The organism is Streptomyces rugosispiralis, from assembly GCF_024505145.1.
GTDB classification, from domain to species: domain Bacteria; phylum Actinomycetota; class Actinomycetes; order Streptomycetales; family Streptomycetaceae; genus Streptomyces; species Streptomyces rugosispiralis.
In genome coordinates this window covers 1-16,742 of the sequence record NZ_JANIAA010000029.1, presented here as the reverse complement: position 1 = coordinate 16,742, position 16,742 = coordinate 1, and the positions used below count along the sequence as shown (strand labels likewise).

11 protein-coding genes are annotated in these 16,742 nt (G+C 69.7%); 10 read left to right on the top strand and 1 reads right to left on the bottom strand.

Going from position 1 to position 16,742, the window contains the following annotated elements; translation table 11 throughout:
* Nucleotides 1–242 precede the first annotated feature (242 nt).
* Nucleotides 243–2,081: a 3-hydroxyacyl-CoA dehydrogenase family protein gene (locus NP777_RS32170; protein ID WP_256653688.1), complete on the top strand. Its 1,839-nt coding sequence runs from the start codon at nt 243–245 to the stop codon at nt 2,079–2,081.
* Between the two features lie 115 nt (nt 2,082–2,196).
* Nucleotides 2,197–3,021: a TetR family transcriptional regulator gene (locus tag NP777_RS32165; RefSeq protein WP_256653687.1), complete on the top strand. Its 825-nt coding sequence runs from the start codon at nt 2,197–2,199 to the stop codon at nt 3,019–3,021.
* A gap of 304 nt (nt 3,022–3,325) precedes the next feature.
* Here the strand turns inward: NP777_RS32165 and NP777_RS32160 are convergent, their stop codons facing one another.
* Nucleotides 3,326–5,173, bottom strand: a complete 1,848-nt coding sequence (locus NP777_RS32160; RefSeq protein WP_256653686.1) for a glycoside hydrolase family 97 protein — start codon at nt 5,171–5,173, stop codon at nt 3,326–3,328.
* A gap of 149 nt (nt 5,174–5,322) precedes the next feature.
* Here NP777_RS32160 and NP777_RS32155 point away from each other — a divergent pair, with 149 nt between their 5' ends.
* The 8 genes from NP777_RS32155 (at nt 5,323) to pssA (ending at nt 16,418) form a co-directional block, all read left to right on the top strand.
* Nucleotides 5,323–8,190: a glycosyl hydrolase family 95 catalytic domain-containing protein gene (locus NP777_RS32155; protein ID WP_256653685.1), complete on the top strand. Its 2,868-nt coding sequence runs from the start codon at nt 5,323–5,325 to the stop codon at nt 8,188–8,190.
* 366 nt (nt 8,191–8,556) lie between these two features.
* Nucleotides 8,557–10,038: a crotonyl-CoA carboxylase/reductase gene (gene ccrA / locus NP777_RS32150; protein WP_256653684.1), complete on the top strand. Its 1,482-nt coding sequence runs from the start codon at nt 8,557–8,559 to the stop codon at nt 10,036–10,038.
* Entirely contained in the window at nt 10,038–12,056 is a 2,019-nt protein-coding gene (locus NP777_RS32145; protein WP_256653683.1) for a protein meaA, read from the top strand. The genes ccrA and NP777_RS32145 overlap by 1 nt, the downstream gene beginning before the upstream one ends.
* Nucleotides 12,053–13,024: an HpcH/HpaI aldolase/citrate lyase family protein gene (locus NP777_RS32140; RefSeq protein WP_256653682.1), complete on the top strand. Its 972-nt coding sequence runs from the start codon at nt 12,053–12,055 to the stop codon at nt 13,022–13,024. The genes NP777_RS32145 and NP777_RS32140 overlap by 4 nt, the downstream gene beginning before the upstream one ends.
* A gap of 3 nt (nt 13,025–13,027) precedes the next feature.
* Nucleotides 13,028–13,534, top strand: a complete 507-nt coding sequence (locus NP777_RS32135) for a MaoC family dehydratase (protein ID WP_046089195.1) — start codon at nt 13,028–13,030, stop codon at nt 13,532–13,534.
* A 1-nt stretch (nt 13,535) separates the two neighbouring features.
* Complete coding sequence (locus tag NP777_RS32130; RefSeq protein ID WP_256653681.1) at nt 13,536–14,738, top strand: acyl-CoA dehydrogenase family protein; 1,203 nt, start codon at nt 13,536–13,538, stop codon at nt 14,736–14,738.
* Between the two features lie 179 nt (nt 14,739–14,917).
* Nucleotides 14,918–15,565 carry a phosphatidylserine decarboxylase gene (locus NP777_RS32125; RefSeq protein WP_256653680.1) on the top strand — a complete coding sequence of 216 codons (648 nt, stop codon included), beginning with the start codon at nt 14,918–14,920 and terminating at the stop codon, nt 15,563–15,565.
* Nucleotides 15,552–16,418: a CDP-diacylglycerol--serine O-phosphatidyltransferase gene (gene pssA, locus NP777_RS32120; protein ID WP_037958797.1), complete on the top strand. Its 867-nt coding sequence runs from the start codon at nt 15,552–15,554 to the stop codon at nt 16,416–16,418. Before NP777_RS32125 ends, pssA begins: the two co-directional genes overlap by 14 nt.
* Nucleotides 16,419–16,742: the final 324 nt, after the last annotated feature.

Below are 16,742 nucleotides of genomic sequence, written 5' to 3'. Positions count from 1 at the left end.
CGGTTCCAGAACAGCAGTTGAGGCATGGCCCCGGGACAGGGCCTGCCGCGTGTCTCCCACGGGCAGTTTCCTCCGTGCGGCGCCGTCCGTAAGGGAGCGTGCAAGCCCTTCCATCGGGGATTTGTGTCAGCCGCGTCAGCCCCCCGCGCGTGCGTGGCGTGAACGGCAGCAGCGGCATGACACGAACTCCCCTCAGTCGTCACTTCATCCCCACATCCGGGGAACACCCTCTGGAGTCCGCGATGGACCGTCTCCCACACACCGGCGTCAGCACTACGTCCCCCTCTGATCTCTCCCCCTCCCGGGCCCCGCTCACTACTGTCGCCGTCGTCGGGCTCGGCACGATGGGCACCGGCATCGCCGAGATCCTGGCCCGGGCGGGCCGCGAGGTGATCGGCATCGACATCGACGAAGGCGCCTGCCGCCGAGCCGTCACCGCGCTCGAGGTCGCCACCGCCCGCGCCGTGCAGCGCGAGCGGATCAGCGAGCGGGAGCGGACCGGGATCCTCGACCGCTTCCGCGTCTCCACCGATCTGCGCGCCGCCGCCGACGCGGCGCTGGTGATCGAGGTGGTGCCGGAGGACTACGACACCAAGCACCAGGTCTTCGCCGAGCTGGACACCGTGGTCAGCCCCGCCACGGTCCTCGCGACCGGCACCAACGCGCTGTCGGTGACCCGGCTGGCCGCCGAATCCGCCCATCCGGAGCGGGTCCTGGGCCTCCACTTCTTCAACCCGGCGCCCGCGATGAAGCTCGTCGAGATCGTCTCCAGCGTGCTGACCGCCCCCGCGGCCGTCGAGGCGGTCACCGCGCTCGCCCACGACCTGGGCAAGGAGCCGGTGGCGCTCGGCGACCGGCCCGGGTTCGTCGCCGACGGGCTGCTGTTCGGCTATCTCAACCAGGCCGCCGCGATGTACGAGGCCAAGTACGCGGCGCGGGAGGACATCGACGCCGCGATGAAGCTGGGCTGCGGGCTGCCGATGGGCCCGCTGGCCCTGCTCGACCTGATCGGCGTCGACACCGCCCGCACCGTCCTGGAGGCCATGTACGCCGCCTCCGGCGACCGGCTGCACGCGCCCGCGCCCATCCTGGGGCAGCTCGCCCAGGCCGGGCTCACCGGCCGTAAGGCGGGGCGCGGCTTCTACACGTACGAGGCGCCGGGCAGCGCCACCATCGTCCCGGACGCCGCGACGGCCGAGGTGGGGCACTCCACGGAGGGAGCGCGGCCCGTGCGCGCCGTCGGCATCGCCGGCTCGGGCACGATGGCCTCCGGGATCGCCGAGGTCTTCGCCAAGGCGGGCCTGGAGGTGGTGCTGGCCGGCCGGACCCTGGAGAAGGCCACGGCGGCGAAGGCCCGCATAGGGAAATCCCTGAAAAAGTCGGTGTCCAAGGGGCGGATGACCGAGCAGGCCCGGGAGCAGACGCTGGCCCGGATCACCCCGGCCGACGCGCTCGACGCGTTCGCCGACGTGGACCTGGCCGTGGAGGCGGTGGCCGAGGACCTGGTGGTCAAGCAGGAGCTGTTCCGGGTGCTGGACAAGGTCTGCAAACCGGGCGCGGTGCTGGCCACGACCACCTCCTCGCTGCCGGTCGTCGCCTGCGCACGGGTGACCTCGCGGCCGCAGGACGTGGTGGGCCTGCACTTCTTCAACCCGGCGCCCGCGATGAAGCTGGTCGAGGTGGTGCACACCGTGCTGACCGCGGACGATGTGCGCGCGACCGCGCACGCGGTGTGCGCGGCGGTGCGCAAACACCCGGTGGACTGCGGCGACCGGGCGGGCTTCATCGTGAACGCCCTGCTGTTCCCGTACCTCAACAACGCCGTGAAGATGGTCCAGGAGCACTACGCCACCCCGGACGCCATCGACGCCGCGATGAAGCTGGGCGGCGGCTATCCGATGGGCCCCTTCGAGCTGCTCGACGTCGTGGGGCTCGATGTGTCGCTGGCCATCGAGCAGGTGCTGCACCGGGAGTTCCGCGAGCCGGGCCTGGCACCGGCGCCGCTGCTGGAGCATCTGGTGGCCGCCGGTTGCCTCGGGCGCAAGACCGGGCGCGGCTTCCGCGAGTATGCCAAAGCCTGAGTACGCCTCCGGGTGGGGCGGACCGTCTGACTCCGGTACCCGGTGGGGCGGGCTGCTGGAGCCATCAGTCGGTCTGCCCCCGCACCGGCACTCACAAGCGTGTTACGTTCCCCACATGTCCCAGCCCGTGAAGGCCACGCGTACGGAGCGTACGAAGCGAACCCCCTCATCCGGTGGCGGTGAGAGCGCGGGAAGCCGCCGCGCCGCGGCCCAGCGTCTGTCCATGCGCCGCAAACTCGCGGCCGCGGCGATGGAGTTGTTCGCGACGCAGGGGTACGAGGCGACGACTGTCGACGAGATCGCGGCCACGGCGGGGGTCGCCCGGCGCACCTTCTTCCGGCACTTCCGCTCCAAGGAAGAGGCGATCTTCCCGGACCACGACGACACGCTGGTGCGGGCGGCGGCGGTGCTGGACGCGGCGCCTCCGCATGAGAACCCCCTGGACACCGTGTGCCGCGGGATCAAGGAGGTCATGCGGATGTACGCGGCCTCGCCCGCCGTCTCCGTGGAGCGCTACCGGCTGACCCGTGAGGTACCGGCCCTGCGGGAGCGGGAGATCGCCTCGGTGGCCCGCTACGAGCGGCTGTTCACCCGCTATCTGCTGGGCCACTTCGACGAGGGCGCCCACCACGACGGCGACGACGATCCGCTGCTGGCCGAGGTCGCCGCGTCGGCCGTGGTCACGGCCCACAACCATGTGCTGCGGCGCTGGCTGCGGGCGGGCGGCCGGGGCGATGTGGAGTCCCAGCTGGACCACGCCTTCGCGATCGTCCGCGAAACGTTCGGGAGCGGCATCGGGGGGCGCCCCGTCGTGGCCGGCGGGCGCCCCGCGGCGACGGTCTCGGCGTCGGAGGAGGACGAGGTGGTGGTGATGGTGGCGCGGACGGACGCGCCGCTGACGGAGGTCATGCGGACGATCAAGGAAGCGCTGCAGCGGTAGCGCTGCGCTTGGGGGTTCGCCGGGTTCGGTGGTTCTGGGCTCGCCCCTCTGGGCTTGGTGACCCCTCGGCTTGGGCTGAGGTCGCCCGCCCACGCGGATGGTTCGGCACCGCCGAGCCGCGCCGTCGGACGTCCCGCCGTCGCGGCGGGGACGAGGGGCGGCACCCGCCCCCGCAAGGCAGGTCCGAGGGGCGGACCCCGCCCCCACAGGCAAGCCCGAGGGGCGGGGTCCGCCCCCCACAGGTGGGCCCCGCCCCGGCCGCGTCTGTGGCGCCCCGCTGCGGGGCGGCACAGACGCGGGCGGCTCAGCCGGTCTTCGTCAGCTTCGCCGCGAAGCCGCCGTTCTTCGGGATGGCCACCTTGAACCGGGAGGCCGCCGTGACCTCCTGGGTCTCGGTGACGACCTTGCCGTCGGGGCCGTCCTTCCAGACCTCGATCCGCCAGCCGCCCCTGCCGAGGAAGCTCAGCGGCTCGTCCAGCGTGCGGGCCTCTCCCGAGGTGATCGCGCCCAGGTACCAGGTGTCGCCCGAGCGGCGGGCCAGGACGGCGCGGTCGCCGGGGTCGCCGTCGACCAGCTTTGTCTCGTCCCACACCGTGGGCACCTGGTTCAGGAACTTCAGCTCCAGCGGCCTGCTCTCGTACGACTCCACGCTGTCGGCGAAGTGCTGCACCCCGGACTCGTAGACGACCGACAGCGCGAGTTCGGCCGCGTCGCTCGTGGGCCGCACCCCCGTGAGGGTCACCGGCGTGAAGTCCATGGGCCCGATGAGGTTCCGGGTGAAGGGCAGGGTCGTGTAGTGCGCCGCCGGGAAGGGCTGGCGGCCCGGCTTGGGGCGGGTGCCCTCGGCGCCCTTGACCGCCTCGGTGCTCATCAGTTGCGGCCAGGTCCGCTCCTGGCCGCGCGGGATCGTGGCGCCGTGGAAGTTCAGCATCAGCTTGTGCCGGGCGCTGTCCTTGAAGACCGCGTCGTACCAGCGCATCCGGTCCTGGCCGTCCGACTCCAGGAAGTCGATCTTCAGCCCGGCGATCCCCCAGGACTTCCACAGCGGGAACAGCCGGTCCCGCTCGCTCTGCGCGTCGATGGTCTGCCAGCGGGCCCACAGCCAGACGCCGACGCCCTTCTCCTTGGCGTACGCGGTCAGCTCGGGCATCCAGGAGTCGCTCCAGCCGGAGTCCACCAGGATGTACTCCCAGCCCTCGCGCGCCGCGAAGTCCACGAACTTCTTCTGGGCGTCCAGGCTGGTCGGGCTCTGCCCGTCCGACCACCAGGACCAGGCCGCCCGGCCCGGTTTGATCCATGAGGTGTCGGCGACCTCGGAGGGAGCGGCCAGATCGGTCGGCAGATCGCTCTCGGTGACGGTGGCGAGGTCACCGATGACCATGGTCCGCCAGGGCGTGGTCAGCCCGGGGCCGCTGACCTCGGCGGGGTCGGGGAGGGTGAGCTTGAAGCGGTCGGTGGCGGAGTCGAGGGTGAGCCGGGAGCCGCCGTAGGAGCTGTTGAGGTCCGCCTCCTCGATCAGCATCCAGCTTGAGCCGATGTGGAAGAGCGACGGATAGCCGTAGTCGCCCGCCTCGGCGTCGGCGACCGTGCCGTGGTCATGGGCGGACTCGTAGTCCTGGCGGCCGTTGTCGTACGGCAGGAGGAAGGAGTCGGCGGACGGCGGGACGGCGTACTCGGTGCTCTCGCCGAGCACCGTGACCGTCCCCTTGTCCGGCAGCACATAGCGGTAGGCCAGCCCGTCGGCGGAGACCCGGACGACCACCTTCAGCGTCCGCCCGTCCTTGCGGAAGGTGAAGGTGGACTCGGAGGCGTCGGAGGTGTGGTGGGTGCGGCGGCCGGTGGTGGTCGTGTAGCTCTCGTGGACCTTGCGGTCGCTGCGCCCCGCGAACCGCAAGCCCTTGCTGAAATCGGTCTCGGCGGTACGGATTCCCAGGCCCGAAGGCCGCAGCACGGTGGTGGCGCCATGGCGTGCGGTCAGCGTCAGCGCGCCCTCGTTGTTCAGCCTCAGCTCCCCGCTGACCTGCCCCTTTCCGGTCAGCCGCCAGTCCTGCGCACGACCGTCCGATGCCGCCGCCCGGAGCGGCACCAGCACGGCGGCCGCGCAGGCGAGGGCGGCCACGGCTCTGGTGACCTTTGATCGTGCCGTATGCATCGTTCCTCCTCGTTCACCGCATCCTCGACACGGCGCTCGATACATCAGAGCAATCGGGTGCCTTGACGCATCATCAGCCCGTTTCTACGCTCCCGTCTAGCCAAATCATCGGAGCAATCTGATCGCTTCGGGGACGGGAGAAGATCGGGATGCCAGTCAGCAGACGCGGGTTCCTGGGCCGGGTGGCGGCGGGTGCGGCCGCGAGCACGGCCGTCGGCACGGTCCTCCCCGAGCAGGAGGCGGCGGCCCAGCCACAGCAGTCGGTGGCCCTCGGCGGCATGCGCACCGACCAGGAGTGGGAGAGCTTCCTCAGCGGCCAGGATCTGCTCTGGAAGCGCTTGCCGAGAACGTGGTACGAGGGGCCCTTCCTCGGCAATGGCCTGCTCGGCTCGATGATCTACCAGGAGCCCGGGGAGAACGCGCTGCGGTTCACGATCCACCACAGCGAGGTGCAGGACCACCGGCCCACCGAGGGCGGCAGCGACTGGGGGGTGGCACGGCTCCCGGTCGGCAATCTGCTGTTGCGCCCGGTCGGCGCCATCACCGGCGTCGATCTGCGGCTGGACCTGTGGAACGCCGAGCTGCGCGGCACGGTCACCACGGACAAGGGGAAGCTGAAGCTCCGCGCGCTGGTGCACAACGACCGCACCATGCTGCTGGCCACCGTCGAGGCGAGCGCGGGCGAGGAGGGGTTCCGCTGGGAGTTCAGGCCCTCACCGGCGGTCAGCCCGCGCATCGTCCGCGAGGATCCGCCGAAGGGCTTCGAGCCCAACCCGGCCCCGGTCAGCCGCACCGAGGACGGGCTCGGCGTCACCGTCCAGTCGCTGGTGGCCGGCGGGCAGACGGTGAGCGCGTACAAGCAGCGCGGCAGCGGCCGGGAGCGCACGTACTACCTGGCCGTGGCGCACTCCTTTCCGGGTACGGACGCGGAGGGCCGGGCGCGGACCACCGTGCGCAAGGCGTCCGCGCTGCCGGTATCCAGCCTGCGGCGCACCCACTACGAGTGGTGGCACCGCTTCTACCGCAAGAGCTTCATCTCGGTGCCCGACGGGATGCTCCAGAGCTTCTACTGGATCCAGCTCTACAAGCTCGCCTGCGCCGCCCGTGAGCACGCCCCGGTCATGGCCACCACCGGCCCGTGGGTGGAGCCGACCCCGTGGCCCGGGGTGTGGTGGAACCTCAACGTCCAGCTGGAGTACTGGCCGGTGCACGGCTCCAACCACCTGGAGCTTGACGCGATTCCGCGCACCCTCGCCGAGAACACCGATGTGCTCATCGGCGGCCTCAAGCCCGAGTACCGCGCCGACTCGGCCGGGCTGCGCCGCTCCACGGACGCGCAGTGCGAGGACAACGGCACGGTGCCGGTGCCGGGCGTCGGGGACTCCCCCGAGGTCGGCGATCTGCCCTGGGCGCTGCACAACGTCTGGCTGTCCTACCGCCACACCATGGACCGGGGTCTGCTGGAGGATGTGCTCTATCCGCTGCTGCGCCGCTCCACCAACTACTATCTGCACTTCCTCACCGAGCAGTCGGACGGCAGGCTGCACCTGCCGAAGACCTTCTCGCCCGAGTACGGCGCGGCCCCGGACTGCAACTACGACCTGGCGCTGCTGCGCTGGTCCTGTCAGACCCTGCTGACCACGGTCGAGTTGCTGGACAAGGACGATCCGCTGGTGCCCAAGTGGCGCGAGGTGCTGGAGAAGCTGGTCGACTATCCGGTGGACGAGAACGGCTTCATGGTCGGCACCGGCGTCCCCTTCGCCAAGTCCCACCGCCACTACTCCCATATGCTCTCGGTCTACCCGCTCTACCTGGTCAACTGGGACCAGAAGGAGCACCGGGACCTGATCGCCCGCTCACTGGAGCACTGGATCAGCTTCGAGGGCGCGCTGCGCGGCTACAGCTTCTCGGGCGCGGCCTCGATCTCGACGCAGATGGGGCGCGGCGATGACGCGCTGAAGTATCTGCGGGAGCTGGTGGCGCGGTTCATCCAGCCCAATACCCACTACTACGAGGCGGGTCCGGTGATCGAGACCCCGCTGTCGGGCGCGCAGGCGATCCACGACATGCTCTGCCAGAGCTGGGGCGGGACCATCCGGTTCTTCCCCGGGGTGCCGGGCGAGTGGCGGGACGTCACGCTGCACGACTTCCGTACCCAGGGCGCGTTCCTGGTCAGCGGGGTGCGTACGGGCGGGAGGACGCGCTGGGTGCGGGTGCGCAGCCTGGCCGGGGAGCCCTGCCGGGTCCGCCACTCGATCGGCGGCCGGGTCGCGGTCTCCGGGGTCGGCGGCCCCGCGCCGAAGTGGCGTGACCTGGGGAACGGCGAGGTCGAGCTGGAGCTGGGCCGGGAGGACGAGGCGGTGATCTACCCGGCGGGCACCCGGCCGGACTTCCGGATCGCCCCGGTGAAGGTCACCACCCCGGCCGACCCCTGGGGCCTGCCGGAGCTGCCGCAGGCGGGCGCGGTCACCCAGGTCGATCTGACCGGGCACTTCGACAACGACGCCATCACCACCGAGATGTACTACGGAGACGGCGACTTCGACGGTACGGGCCGCACCTATCCGATGGCGCAACTGCCGCAGACCGGGCAGACCGAGGACGACGGGATCACCTTCGCGTTCACCAACGGCAGCGAGGGCTCCAACAACAATGTCATCGCCGCGGGTCAGAAGGTCGCGGTCACGGCGGGTGGCTACACCAGGCTGCATGTGCTGGGCGCGGGCGACACCGGCAATGTGTCCGTCCCCGCCGAGGCCGCGTACGCCGACGGCTCCACGGGCAAGTTGACCATCCGGCTGACGGGCTGGATGTCGGGTCCGGCGTACGGGGAGACGGAGGCGGTGCGGACGAGTCAGATCCACACCCGCACCGGCCCGTTGGGCACCAAGGCAGCCATCTTCCACCAGGTGGTGGAGCTGGACCCGGCCAAGGAGCTGTCGGCGATCACCCTGGGCGCCCCCTCGGGCACCGCACGGGCGCATATCTTCGCGCTCTCGCTGGAGAAGGACGACTGACAGCACTCGCACCACCAATACGCATCGCGACGGCCGCCCCGCTTGGGGTGGCCGTCGTTGCTCATGTGTGCACCGGAGATGACAACTGAGGGAAATTGTTGGCACCCAGTGTCTTGCGGGGTGGCACAGCGTGCCATACGGTGATGGTGTCCGGGCGGCCGGCGCACTGCCAACCATCGTGCGTCGGCTGTCCCCGCAAGCCGCTTTGCGCGCCCGGACAACGCCTGCGTCACCAGGCACCCGGCGCCACCCGCGCCGTATGGAGCACCACCTCCGCCGAACCGACGGCACCGCATCAGCATCACCCGTCACGAGCCCAGCGTTCCCTCAAGGCGTCCCCTCATGGACGCTTCGCCGGAGGCACCGATGAACGAGATACTTGACGCGATCCTGGCGTCGGACACCGCACCCGAGGAGTTCGCGGCACTGCGCGTCCCCGAGTCGTATCGCGCGGTGACCGTGCGCAAGGACGAGGCCGAGATGTTCTCCGGCCTCACCACCCGGGAGAAGGACCCCCGCAAGTCATTGCACGTGGACGAGGTGCCGGTGCCCGAGCTGGGTCCCGGAGAGGCGCTCGTCGCCGTGATGGCCAGCTCGGTCAACTACAACTCCGTGTGGACCTCGATCTTCGAGCCGCTGCCGACCTTCGGCTTCCTGGAGCGGTACGGCAAGCTCTCCCCCCTGGCCAAGCGGCACGACCTGCCGTACCACATCATCGGCTCCGACCTCGCGGGCGTCGTGCTGCGCACCGGCCCCGGCGTGCACTCCTGGAAGCCGGGCGCCGAGGTCGTCGCGCACTGCCTGTCGGTCGAGCTGGAGAGCGCCGACGGCCACAACGACACCATGCTCGACCCCGAGCAGCGCATCTGGGGCTTCGAGACCAACTTCGGCGGGCTCGCCGAGATCGCGCTGGTCAAGTCCAACCAGCTGATGCCGAAGCCAACCCATTTGAGCTGGGAGGAGGCGGCCGCCCCGGGCCTGGTCAACTCCACCGCCTACCGGCAACTGGTCTCCCGCAACGGCGCCGGGATGAAGCAGGGCGACAACGTCCTGATCTGGGGCGCGAGCGGCGGGCTCGGCTCGTACGCCACGCAGTTCGCGCTGGTCGGCGGGGCCAACCCGGTCTGTGTGGTCTCCTCGCCGCGGAAGGCCGAGATCTGCCGCCGGATGGGCGCCGAGGCGATCATCGACCGCACCGCCGAGGACTACAAGTTCTGGAAGGACGACGGCACCCAGGACCCGCGCGAGTGGAAGCGGTTCGGCAAGAAGATCCGCGAGCTGACCGGCGGCGAAGACGTGGACATCGTCTTCGAGCACCCGGGCCGGGAGACCTTCGGCGCGTCCGTCTATGTCACCCGTAAGGGCGGCACGATCGTCACCTGCGCCTCGACCTCCGGCTACACCCACGAGTACGACAACCGCTACCTGTGGATGTCGCTGAAGCGGATCGTCGGCTCCCATTTCGCCAACTACCGCGAGGCGTGGGAGGCCAACCGCCTGATCGCCAAGGGCAGGATCCACCCGACGCTGTCCAAGACGTACCGGCTGGAGGACACCGGCCAGGCCACGTACGACGTCCACCACAACCTCCACCAGGGCAAGGTCGGCGTGTTGTGCCTGGCCCCCGAGGAGGGCATGGGCGTGCGCGACCAGGCGAAGCGCGAGCAGCACATCGACGCCATCAATCTGTTCCGTGACGACTCGTCGGAGCGGACCGACAAGCACAGCCGTGACGACTCGTCGGAGCGGACCGACAAGCACAGCCGTGACGACTCGTCGGAGCGGACCGACAAGCACAGCCGTGACGACTCGTCGGAGCGGACCGACAAGCACAGCCGGGGCGCCTGATGAGTGGCACACCCCGCCCCAAGGACCGGCCCTGGCTGATGCGCACCTACGCCGGGCACTCCACCGCCGAGGCGTCCAACGAGCTGTACCGGCGCAACCTGGCCAAGGGCCAGACCGGGCTCTCGGTCGCCTTCGACCTGCCCACCCAGACCGGCTACGACCCGGACCACATCCTCGCCCGCGGGGAGGTGGGCCGGGTCGGGGTCCCGGTCTCGCACCTGGGCGACATGCGGCGGCTGTTCCAGGAGATCCCCCTGGAGCGGATGAACACCTCCATGACGATCAACGCGACGGCGATGTGGCTGCTGGCGCTGTACCAGGTCGTCGCGGAGGAGCACGGCGCCGATATCACCAAGCTCCAGGGGACGACGCAGAACGACATCGTCAAGGAGTACCTGTCGCGGGGGACGCATGTCTTCCCGCCGGGCCCGAGCCTGCGGCTGACCACCGACATGATCGCGTACACGGTCAACCACATCCCCAAGTGGAACCCGATCAACATCTGCAGCTACCACCTGCAGGAGGCCGGGGCCACTCCGGTGCAGGAGATCGCCTTCGCGATGTCCACGGCGGTCGCCGTACTGGACGCGGTGTTCGCCTCCGGCCAGGTTCCCGAGGACCGTAAGGGCGACGTGGTGGCCCGGATCTCCTTCTTCGTGAACGCGGGCGTCCGCTTCATCGAGGAGATGTGCAAGATGCGCGCCTTCGGCCGCATCTGGGACCGGATCACCCGCGAGCGGTACGGCATCGAGAACCCCAAGCACCGCCGGTTCCGCTACGGCGTCCAGGTGAACTCGCTCGGCCTGACCGAGGCCCAGCCGGAGAACAACATCCAGCGCATCGTCCTGGAGATGCTGGCCGTCACCCTCTCCAAGGACGCCCGCGCCCGCGCCGTCCAGCTCCCGGCCTGGAACGAGGCGCTGGGCCTGCCCCGACCCTGGGACCAGCAGTGGTCGCTGCGCATCCAGCAGGTCCTGGCCCATGAGAGCGATCTGCTGGAGTACGACGACATCTTCGAGGGCTCCCATGTGATCGAGGCCAAGGTCGCCACGCTGGTCGAGGAGGCCGAGGCCGAGATCGAGCGGATCCAGGAGATGGGCGGGGCGATGGCCGCCGTCGAGTCCGGCTATCTCAAGGCGCGGCTGGTGGCCTCCCACTCCGAGCGCCGGGCGCGGATCGAGGCGGGCGAGGAGAAGATCGTCGGCGTCAACTGCTACGAGTCCACCGAGTCCAATCCGCTCACCGCCGACCTCGACACCGCGATCATGACGGTGGACCCGGAGAACGAGGCGCGGGTGGTCTCGGCCCTGCACACCTGGCGCGAGCAGCGCGACGAGGGACCCGCCCAGGAGGCCCTCGGTGCCCTCCGTAAGGCCGCCGTGGGGACCGACAACCTGATGGAGGCCACCCTGCGCTGTGCCCGCGCGGGCGTGACCACCGGGGAGTGGGCCTGGGCGCTGCGCGATGTCTTCGGCGAGTACCGCGCCCCCACCGGGGTCGGCGGCGCGCCCCTGGCCGTCGCCACGGAGGCGGGCTCCCTGCTGGCCTCGGTCCGCGAGAAGGTCGGGAAGACCGCGGCCGACCTCGGCGGCGGCAGGCTGCGGCTGCTGGTCGGCAAGCCCGGTCTGGACGGGCACAGCAACGGCGCCGAGCAGATCGCCGTACGGGCCAGGGACGCCGGTTTCGAGGTGGTCTACCAGGGGATCCGGCTCACTCCCGAGCAGATCGTCTCGGCGGCCGTGGCCGAGGACGTGCACTGCGTGGGGCTGTCCATCCTGTCCGGGTCGCATGCCGAGCTGGTGCCCGACGTCCTGGAGCGGATGCGCACCGCGGGCGCCCAGGACATCCCGGTCATCGTCGGCGGGATCATCCCGTCCTCGGACGCGGCCGCCCTGCGCGCGGCGGGCGTCGCCGCCGTTTTCACCCCCAAGGACTTCGGTATCACGGAGATCATCGGCCGTATCGTCGATGAGATCCGCGCCGCGAACACGCTTCCCCCTCTGGAGGTTCTCGTATGACCGCCCCCGACGCCGCCGGCCGCCTGCGTCCGCGCCGCTCGTGCCTCGCCGTCCCCGGTTCCAATCCGCGCTTCCTGGAGAAGGCCCAGGGGCTCCCGGCCGACCAGGTCTTCCTGGATCTGGAGGACGCCTGCGCCCCGCTGGCCAAGGAGGACGCCCGGCACACCATCGTCAAGGCGCTGAACGAGGGCGACTGGACCGGTAAGACCCGGGTGGTGCGGGTGAACGACTGGACCACCCACTGGACGTACCGGGACGTCATCACGGTGGTCGAGGGCGCGGGCCCGAACCTGGACTGCATCATGCTGCCGAAGGTGCAGGACGCCCAGCAGATCGTCGCGCTGGACCTGCTGCTCACCCAGATCGAGAAGACGATGGGCTTCGAGATCGGGCGGATCGGCATCGAGGCGCAGATCGAGAACGCCAAGGGCCTGGTCAACGTGGACGAGATCGCCGGCGCCTCGCCGCGTCTGGAGACCATCGTCTTCGGCCCGGCCGACTTCATGGCGTCCATCAACATGAAGTCGCTGGTCGTGGGCGAGCAGCCGCCCGGCTATCCGGCGGACGCCTACCACTACATCCTGATGCGGATCCTGATGGCGGCCCGGATGCATGACCTCCAGGCGATCGACGGCCCGTACCTGCAGATCCGGAACGTGGACGGCTTCCGCGAGGTGGCCGGGCGCGCGGCCGCCCTCGGCTACGACGGCAAGTGGGTGCTGCACCCCGGCCAGGTGGAGGCGGCCAATGAGGTCTTCTCGCCGTCGCAGGAGGACTACGACCACGCCGAGCTGATCCTGGACGCCTATGACTACTGCACCTCGGTGGAGGGCGGTATGAAGGGCTCGGCGATGCTCGGCGACGAGATGATCGACGAGGCCAGCCGCAAGATGGCCCTGGTTGTCGCGGGCAAGGGCCGCGCCGCCGGGATGAGCCGCACGTCCACCTTCCAGCCCCCGGAGGCGTGAGCCATGCAGTTCGGCCGTACCTATGAGGAGTTCACGGTGGGCGACGTCTACCGGCACTGGCCGGGGAAGACGGTCACCGAGTACGACGACCACCTCTTCTGTCTGCTCACCATGAACCATCACCCGCTGCACATGGACAGCAACTACGCCGAGAAGACGACCGATTTCGGCAAGAACGTGGTGGTCGGCAACTACATCTACTCCCTGCTGCTGGGCATGTCCGTCCCCGATGTCTCCGGAAAGGCCATCGCCAATCTGGAGGTCGAGTCACTGCGGCATGTGGCGCCCACCTTCCACGGCGACACCATCTACGGCGAGACCACGGTCCTGGACAAGACGCCGTCGAAGTCCAAAACCGACCGGGGCATCGTGCATGTGGAGACCAAGGGCTACAAGCAGGACGGCACCCTGGTCTGTGTCTTCCGGCGCAAGGTGATGGTGCCGACCGCCACCTACATCAAGGAGCGGGGCGGAGAACAACCGGGCCGCCCGGAGCTGGGAGGGCAGTGATATGAGCCGCCTCGCACAGACGGAGGGGCTGACCGACATCCAGCGGGAGATTCTCGCCACGGTCAGGGATTTTGTCGACAAGGAGATCCTGCCGGTCGCGACCGAACTGGAACATCGCGATGAATATCCGACGGCGATCGTCGAGGGGCTGAAGGAACTCGGCGTCTTCGGGCTGATGATCCCGGAGGAATACGGCGGCCTGGGTGAGTCGCTGCTCACCTACGCGCTGTGCGTGGAGGAGATCGCCCGCGGCTGGATGAGCGTCTCGGGCATCATCAACACCCACTTCATCGTGGCCTACATGCTCAAGCAGCACGGCACCCAGGAGCAGAAGGAGTATTTCCTTCCCAAGATGGCGCTGGGCGAGATCCGGGGTGCCTTCTCGATGTCGGAGCCGGGGCTGGGCTCGGATGTGTCGGCCATCACCAGCAAGGCCGCGCGGGACGGCGACGAGTACGTCCTGAACGGGCAGAAGATGTGGCTGACCAACGGCGGCAGCTCCACCCTGGTGGCGGTGCTGTGCCGGACCGGCGAGGCCCAGGAGGGGGTCGCGCCGCACAAGGCGATGACCACCTTCCTGGTCGAGAAGGAGCCCGGCTTCGGCGAGGTCCGGCCCGGTCTGACCATCCCCGGCAAGATCGAGAAGATGGGCTACAAGGGGGTCGACACCACCGAGCTCATCATGGACGGACTGCGCATTCCGGCCGATCGGGTGCTCGGCGGGACGCCGAACCGAGGTTTTTACCAAATGATGGACGGAGTCGAGGTCGGCCGGGTGAATGTCGCCGCCCGCGGCTGCGGTGTCGCCCGGCGCGCTTTCGAGCTGGGCGTTGCATACGCACAGCAGCGGCACACCTTCGGTAAGCCGATCGCCCAGCACCAGGCCATCCAGTTCAAACTGGCCGAAATGGGAACAAAGGTCGAGGCGGCGCATGCGATGATGGTCAATGCGGCCCGTAAGAAGGATTCGGGCGCACGCAACGACCTCGAGGCGGGAATGGCGAAGTACCTGGCGTCGGAGTACTGCAAAGAGGTCGTGGAGGACGCCTTCCGCATCCACGGCGGGTACGGCTTCTCCAAGGAATACGAGATCGAGCGGCTCTATCGAGAGGCGCCGATGCTTCTCATCGGCGAAGGAACCGCTGAGATTCAGAAAATGATTATTGGACGGAGGCTCCTGGAGGAATACCGAACCCAAGACTGAACGTCCCTTTTGGGGTGGTATCCGAGAGAAGAAGGTCACACCGCGCCGAGGTCTTCGGTCACTGACAAGCCACCGACGGGCCCTGGCGCTTGCCCAGTTACCGCTCGCAACCGATACCATCCCGTAAAGCCGCCGTCCCCAGTCTTGCGTCGCGGCATCCTCCGCTACGAAGGTCATCCATGCCCCACAGCCAATCCTCTGCACAACGCGGCCGCGTCCGCCTCGCGCGCGGAGCGTCGCCGTGGCTCCTCCCGACCGTCGCCACGGCGGCGGTCAGTCTCGCTCGGTCCCGCCGCTCCGGACGCTGGGCGGCGGTCGCCGTGCCCGCCACCGCGCTCGCGGCGGGCATGCTGTGGTTCTTCCGCGACCCCGAGAGAGAGATCACGCAGGGCCGCGTGATCTCCCCGGCCGACGGTGTGGTGCAGAGCATCATGCCGTGGAAGGACGGGCGCACCCGCGTCGCCATCTTCATGAGCCCGCTCAACGTCCACGTCAACCGCGCTCCGCTGGCCGGTACGGTGACCTCCGTGGAGCACATCCCCGGTGGCTTCGTTCCCGCGTTCAACAAGGAGAGCGAGAACAACGAGCGGGTCGTCTGGCACTTCGACACCGAACTCGGCGACATCGAGATGGTCCAGATCGCCGGTGCCGTCGCCCGGCGTATCGTGCCTTATGTGCCACAGGGCACCAAGGTCGAACAGGGTGAGCGGATCGGTCTCATCCGCTTCGGCTCGCGCGTCGACGTGTACCTCCCCGAGGGTGTCGACATCGCGGTCGAGGTCGGCCAGGCCACCACCGCGGGGGTGACTCGCCTTGACCGTGATTGATCCCGATACGCAGGCCGCCTGGGTCCCCGAAGCCGAGGTGGACGCGGCCGACGTCGACGAGACGGACGACATGCCGCTGTCGACACGACTGTCGATAGCCGACACGCTGACCCTGGGCAACGCCACCTGTGGCTTCCTGGCGGTCTACTTCACCACCACCGGCGTCCTCATCCCGCACCTCACGGGCAGCGAGGACGGCGGGATGACCCGGCACAGCGCCGCCTCCGCGGTGATGCTGATGCTGCTCGCCTCTGTCTTCGACCTCTTCGACGGGCTCGTCGCGCGGAAGCTGCGCAGCTCGGCGATGGGCGCGGAGCTGGACAACCTCTCCGACCTGATCAGCTTCGGGCTGGCCCCCGCGTACTTCGTCCTCGTCTGGGGGATGGTGTCCGACGACGCCTACCAGCGGGTCTCGGTGGTGGGCGCGATCGTGGTGCTGCTGGCGGTGGTGCTGCGGCTTGCCAGATTCTCCTGTGTCACGCTGCGTGACGGCGTCTTCCAGGGCATGCCGAGTCCCTTCGGCGCCCTGACCGTCGTCTCGGTGGTCCTGCTGGGCCTGCCGTTCGTGCCGACGCTGCTCGCGATCGTGGGCGTCGCCTGGCTGATGGTGAGCCGGGTGGAGTACCCCAAGCCGCGCGGCCGCCTCGCCGTGGCCATGCTCGGCTGGATCGTCACCAGCATGGCCCTGCTGGCCGCCTGGGCCTTCGAGGCCCCCGGCGGCGAACTCCTCCTCCAGTCGGCCTGCGCCCTGCAGGTCGTCATGGGCGCGGTGATCCCCCTCTTCGCCACGGCCCGCCGGGTGAACGCGTTCCGCGACAACCGCCGCGAAGCGAGGGCAGCGCAGCTGCCGTAGCGGCCTTCGGCCGCATTTGCCGAATGGGGTGGGCCCGAGCGTTGTGCTCGGGCCCACCCCATTCGGCGTTCCGGGACCGCCCCGGGCACGGGCCCTCCGGCCGGCCCGGGTGGCCCGGGTGGCCCGGGTGACCCGGGTGGGGCCTGCCGGGGGCTTGTTCCCCACCCCGCCCCTTCCCGAATCCGGGGGCAAGCCCCCGGCCCCCCACCGGGGCTCCGCCCCAGACCCCGCAGAGCTGCGCCCCGCCTGCCCTCGCCCCGGCGGGGCGCACCCCCGCCGAGGATCCGGAGCACAGCCCCGGTGGGGGCCGGGGTGCAGCCCCGC

What these genes read in the sequence shown, in the direction of transcription:
- NP777_RS32170 (WP_256653688.1), top strand. Translation starts at nt 243, where the DNA reads ATGGACCGTCTCCCACACACCGGCGTCAGCACTACGTCCCCCTCTGAT.
- NP777_RS32145 (WP_256653683.1), top strand. Translation starts at nt 10,038, where the DNA reads ATGAGTGGCACACCCCGCCCCAAGGACCGGCCCTGGCTGATGCGCACC.
- ccrA (WP_256653684.1), top strand. Translation starts at nt 8,557, where the DNA reads ATGAACGAGATACTTGACGCGATCCTGGCGTCGGACACCGCACCCGAG.
- NP777_RS32165 (WP_256653687.1), top strand. Translation starts at nt 2,197, where the DNA reads ATGTCCCAGCCCGTGAAGGCCACGCGTACGGAGCGTACGAAGCGAACC.
- NP777_RS32155 (WP_256653685.1), top strand. Translation starts at nt 5,323, where the DNA reads ATGCCAGTCAGCAGACGCGGGTTCCTGGGCCGGGTGGCGGCGGGTGCG.
- NP777_RS32125 (WP_256653680.1), top strand. Translation starts at nt 14,918, where the DNA reads ATGCCCCACAGCCAATCCTCTGCACAACGCGGCCGCGTCCGCCTCGCG.
- NP777_RS32140 (WP_256653682.1), top strand. Translation starts at nt 12,053, where the DNA reads ATGACCGCCCCCGACGCCGCCGGCCGCCTGCGTCCGCGCCGCTCGTGC.
- NP777_RS32160 (WP_256653686.1), bottom strand. Translation starts at nt 5,173, where the DNA reads ATGCATACGGCACGATCAAAGGTCACCAGAGCCGTGGCCGCCCTCGCC.
- NP777_RS32130 (WP_256653681.1), top strand. Translation starts at nt 13,536, where the DNA reads ATGAGCCGCCTCGCACAGACGGAGGGGCTGACCGACATCCAGCGGGAG.
- NP777_RS32135 (WP_046089195.1), top strand. Translation starts at nt 13,028, where the DNA reads ATGCAGTTCGGCCGTACCTATGAGGAGTTCACGGTGGGCGACGTCTAC.